A 4,444-nucleotide genomic window follows, 5' to 3' on the forward strand; every position below is an offset into this window, starting at 1 on the left:
ACCCCCCCCCCCCCCCGACCCATCCTCCCCGGTGGCCCCCCCCCCCCCCCCCCCCCCCCCCCCCCCCCCCCCCCCCCCCCCCCCCCCCCCCCCCCCCCGGTGCGGGACAGCACCGGCGGTACGGCGCAGGCGGTGATGCCGGTCAGGACGGCCCCGCGGCCCGGGCCCAGCCAGACCACCGCCAGCGCGAGCAGACCGAGCGCCGGGACCGCCCGGCCCAGGGCGCCGAGCGCCGGCCCGGCCCGGGCGGCCCCGCGCGGTGGCCGGCGGGTCAGCAGGACGCCCAGCGGGACCGCGACGGCCAGCGCGAGGAACGCCGGGACCGCGGTGAGCCCGACGTGCTGCCACAGCGCCCCGGACACCCGGCCGTCCGACAGCGCCCGGCGGGTGGGCGCGTCCAGGTCGGCCCGCGCGAACCACAGCCAGGTCGCCAGCAGCACGGCGACCAGCACCACCGGCCGGAGCGTCAGCTTCCGCCAGGTCACCCGGGGCGGCCCCGCCACCGGCGGGCGAGGGGGCTCCGCCCCGGGAGGCGGCCCGTCGCCCCCGTCCCCGCCCCGGAAGACGGCGGCCCCCCGCGCCCCGTGCCCGCCCTCGGGCCGCCGCCCGGAAGAGGACCTCACGCCCTCGCCTCCCCCGCGACGCCCTCCCGGCCGGTGCGCGTCCGGCCGGCCCGCGGCTCCCGCGCCCCGTCCGTTCCGGGCCCGCGGCGCCCCGCCCGGCCGGTCCCCGGCAGTGCGCGCGCGGAGTCCATCAGCGTCCGCAGGTCGACGACGCCCTCGTACGCGCCGCCCCGCCCGGTGACCACCACCCGCCCCGTGCCGTCGGCGAGCACCGCCTCCAACGCGTCCCGCAGGGTCGCGTCCAGGGACACCGTGGCGCGCACCGGCGTCCCCGCGCGGGCCGGCGAACCCCGGTCCCGCATCAGGTCGCCGGGCCGGAGCCACCGGTGGGGGCGGCCCTCCCCGTCGAGCAGCAGGATCCCGTCGGCGCCGCCGGCCCGCAGCCGGTCGACGACGTACCGGACCGGGGCGTTTGCGGCCACCGCCGGATAGGCGGTGGTCCCCACGTCCCGTATCCGGGTGAGGCCGAGCCGCCCCAGCGCCGTGTCCGCGCCGGCGAGGCCCGAGACGAAGTCGTCCGCCGGGCGGGCGAGGACCGCCCGGGGGGTGTCGAACTGGACGACGCGGAAGCGGTCGCGCACCACCGCGATCCGGTCGCCCACCCCGACCGCCTCGTCGAAGTCCCGGGTGGCGAGGACGACCGTCTTGTGCAGCCGGCGCCGCAACCGGACCAGCTCCTGCCCAAGGCGGTCCCGGACGGCCGGGTCCACCGCCCCGAACGGATCGTCCAGCAGCAGCACCGGGGGGTCCGCCGCCAGCGCCCGGGCCAGGCCCGCCCGCTGCCGCCCGCCCTCGGGGAGCTGGTGCGGACGGCGGTCGTGGAACGCGCCGGGGTCCAGGCCGACCAGGTCCAGCACCTCCTCCACCCGCGCCCGCACCCGGTCCTCCGGCCAGCGCAGCATCCGCGGCACCAGCGCGACGTTCTGGGCCACGGTCAGGTGCGGGAACAGCCCGCCGCTCCGGACCGCGTAGCCGATCCCGCGGCGCAGCCGCACCGGGTCCGTGCGGGCGACGTCCCGGCCCCCGAGGAGGACCCGGCCGCGGGTCGGCTCGACCAGCCGGTTGATCATCTTCAAGGCGGTGGACTTCCCGCAGCCCGGCGGGCCGACGAGGACGACCGTCTCACCCGCCTCGATCCGCAGGTCGGCGCCGTCGACGGCGGGCCGCGCGCGGCCCGGGTACTGCTTGGTCAGGCCCTCCAGCTCGACGGTCGCCCCGAGGGCGGGGGGCCGGGAGGACCGGGAGGACCGGGACGTCTCCGGGGGCGGCTCAGACACGGGTCCTCCCGGGCACGGTCAGCCGGCCGACCAGGACGTACGCGGCGTCGAAGAGCAGCGCGAGGACGACGGTCCCGAGCGTGCCGGCGAGCACCTGGTGGAACGCGTCGCCGCCGTCGGGCGCGGCGAGCCCGTGGAGGATCGGGTTGCCGAGGCCCGGACCGGAGACGCAGGCGGCCACGGCCGCGACGCCCGTCAGCAGCCGCGTGCAGCCCCGGATCCCGGCCAGGACCGACGGCCAGGCCAGCGGCAGCTCCACCCGCACCAGCCGGGCCGGCCGCGACATCCCGACGGCCTCGGCCGCGTCCACCAGCGCCGGATCGACCCCGCGCAGGCCCGCGACCGCGCCCCGCGCGACCGGCGGCAGCCCGCACACGGTCAGCGCGATCACCGTCGGCGGCAGCCCGAGCCCCACCACCGGGACCAGCAGTCCGAGCACGGCCAGTGCCGGAACGGCCGACAGGGCCGCGCCGGCGGCCGGGGCGGGGCCGCCCGCCCACGCGCTGCGGTGGACGGCCACCCCGATCAGCACGCCGAGCACGGCCGCCGCCACCGTGCAGGTGAAGACGGCCGCGGCGTGCTGGCAGGCGTCGGTGAGCAGCGGACGGCGCTGGCTGCCCAGGTACTCCCAGAACGTCATGTCCGCTCACCCCGCTAGGGCCCGTCGTCCGGGCCGGGCCGGATCACTCGCCGAGCGCCGCCTGCTCCACCAGCGGGATGATCCGCAGCGGAACGGGGTTCTCCATGACGATCGCCGTGGAGGCCCGGACGATGCCATCAAAACCGACGACGCGGTCGATCACCCGCTGGAGATCGGCGTTGGAGCGGGCCACCAGCCGGCACAGCATGTCCCCGGTGCCGGTGGTGGTGTGCAGCTCCAGCACCTCCGGGACGGTCGCCAAGTGGGCCCGCACGTCGGCTCCTTGACCCTGCCGGATCTGCAGGGTGGCGAACGCCGTGACCGGGTAGCCGAGCGCCGCCGGCTCCACCTGGGGACCGAATCCGCGGATGACTCCGTTCGACTGAAGCCGGTCCAGCCGGGCCTGCACGGTCCCGCGCGCCACCCCGAGCCGGCGGGACATCTCCAGCACGCCGATGCGCGGTTCGCGTGCCAGCAGCACGATGATCCGGCCGTCCAGATGATCGATCGCCATTCCGCCCCTCCCGATGGTCATCCTGTACAGAAAGTCCGCCGGTACGGGCGGACGACTGGCCACATTGCCCAGTGAATGCGCGAACTGTTGCGCACCTTGCAGGGCTGCACCACCCTGCCCCTATGACGCAGACCACACACGACACTCCCGAGACCACCGCCCGGCAGGCCGACCCCTTCCCGGTCAAGGGAATGGACGCGGTCGTCTTCGCCGTGGGCAACGCCAAGCAGGCGGCGCACTACTACTCCACCGCCTTCGGCATGCAACTGGTCGCCTACTCCGGACCGGAGAACGGCAGCCGCGAGACCGCCTCCTACGTCCTGGAGAGCGGCTCGGCCCGCTTCGTGTTCACCTCGGTGATCAAGCAGTCCACCGAGTGGGGCGCCTTCCTCGCCGACCACGTGGCCGCGCACGGCGACGGCGTCGTCGACCTGGCCCTGGAGGTGCCGGACGCCCGCGCCGCGTTCGCCTACGCCGTGGAGCGCGGCGCCCGCCCGGTCGCCGAGCCGTACGAGCTCAAGGACGAGCACGGCACGGTCGTGCTGGCCGCGATCGCCACCTACGGCGAGACCCGCCACACCCTGGTCGACCGCTCCGGCTACGACGGCCCCTACCTGCCCGGCTACGTCCCGGCCGCCCCGATCGTCGAACCGCCCGCCCGGCGCTCCTTCCAGGCCATCGACCACTGCGTCGGCAACGTCGAACTCGGCCGGATGAACGAGTGGGTCGGGTTCTACAACAAGGTCATGGGCTTCACGAACATGAAGGAGTTCGTGGGCGACGACATCGCCACCGAGTACAGCGCGCTGATGTCGAAGGTCGTGGCCGACGGCACGCTCAAGGTCAAGTTCCCGATCAACGAGCCCGCCGTCGCCAAGAAGAAGTCCCAGATCGACGAGTACCTGGAGTTCTACGGCGGCGCCGGCGTCCAGCACATCGCGCTCAACACCAACGACATCGTGCACACGGTCCGCCAGATGCGCGCGGCCGGCGTGCAGTTCCTGGACACCCCGGACTCGTACTACGACACCCTCGGCGAGTGGGCCGGCGAGACCCGGGTGCCGGTCGAGACGCTGCGCGAGCTGAAGATCCTCGTCGACCGCGACGAGGACGGCTACCTGCTGCAGATCTTCACCAAGCCGGTCCAGGACCGCCCGACCGTCTTCTTCGAGCTCATCGAGCGGCACGGCTCGATGGGCTTCGGCAAGGGCAACTTCAAGGCCCTGTTCGAGGCGATCGAGCGCGAGCAGGCCAAGCGCGGCAACCTGTGATCCGCTGACGGACCGGGGGGGGGGGGGGGGGGGGGGGGGGGGGGGGGGCCTCCCCCCCCAGGTTGGGGGCGGCGGGGGGGGGTGGGGGTGCGGACCCAACAGACCGATCGGCCGGTTGG

4 protein-coding genes and 1 pseudogene are annotated in these 4,444 nt (G+C 75.8%); 1 reads left to right on the forward strand and 4 read right to left on the reverse strand.

All coding sequences use genetic code 11. The features are described 5' to 3' along the window. From ACZ56B_RS16350 to ACZ56B_RS16365, 4 genes and pseudogenes are all read right to left on the reverse strand, one after another. Nucleotides 1-485: pseudogene (locus tag ACZ56B_RS16350) on the reverse strand (hypothetical protein); the annotation flags it as partial. Nucleotides 486-619: 134 nt separating this feature from the next. Then, nucleotides 620-1,900 carry an ATP-binding cassette domain-containing protein gene (locus tag ACZ56B_RS16355; RefSeq protein ID WP_468790361.1) on the reverse strand — a complete coding sequence of 427 codons (1,281 nt, stop codon included), beginning with the start codon at nt 1,898-1,900 and terminating at the stop codon, nt 620-622. Then, the gene (locus ACZ56B_RS16360; protein WP_468790363.1) at nt 1,893-2,540 is read right to left on the reverse strand and encodes an ABC transporter permease; all 648 of its coding nucleotides are present in this window, start codon (nt 2,538-2,540) and stop codon (nt 1,893-1,895) included. Before ACZ56B_RS16360 ends, ACZ56B_RS16355 begins: the two co-directional genes overlap by 8 nt. Nucleotides 2,541-2,583: 43 nt before the next feature. After that, nucleotides 2,584-3,054, reverse strand: a complete 471-nt coding sequence (locus ACZ56B_RS16365; RefSeq protein ID WP_159533293.1) for an Lrp/AsnC family transcriptional regulator — start codon at nt 3,052-3,054, stop codon at nt 2,584-2,586. 122 nt (nt 3,055-3,176) lie between these two features. Here ACZ56B_RS16365 and hppD point away from each other — a divergent pair, with 122 nt between their 5' ends. Next, nucleotides 3,177-4,325: a 4-hydroxyphenylpyruvate dioxygenase gene (gene hppD / locus ACZ56B_RS16370; protein WP_468790366.1), complete on the forward strand. Its 1,149-nt coding sequence runs from the start codon at nt 3,177-3,179 to the stop codon at nt 4,323-4,325. Nucleotides 4,326-4,444 lie beyond the last annotated feature (119 nt).

This window comes from Streptomyces sp. NPDC034670, assembly GCF_055574875.1.

Excerpts from the sequence above, each read along its gene's own strand:
- ACZ56B_RS16360 (WP_468790363.1), bottom strand. The coding sequence starts at position 2,540 with ATGACGTTCTGGGAGTACCTGGGCAGCCAGCGCCGTCCGCTGCTCACC.
- ACZ56B_RS16365 (WP_159533293.1), bottom strand. The coding sequence starts at position 3,054 with ATGGCGATCGATCATCTGGACGGCCGGATCATCGTGCTGCTGGCACGC.
- hppD (WP_468790366.1), top strand. The coding sequence starts at position 3,177 with ATGACGCAGACCACACACGACACTCCCGAGACCACCGCCCGGCAGGCC.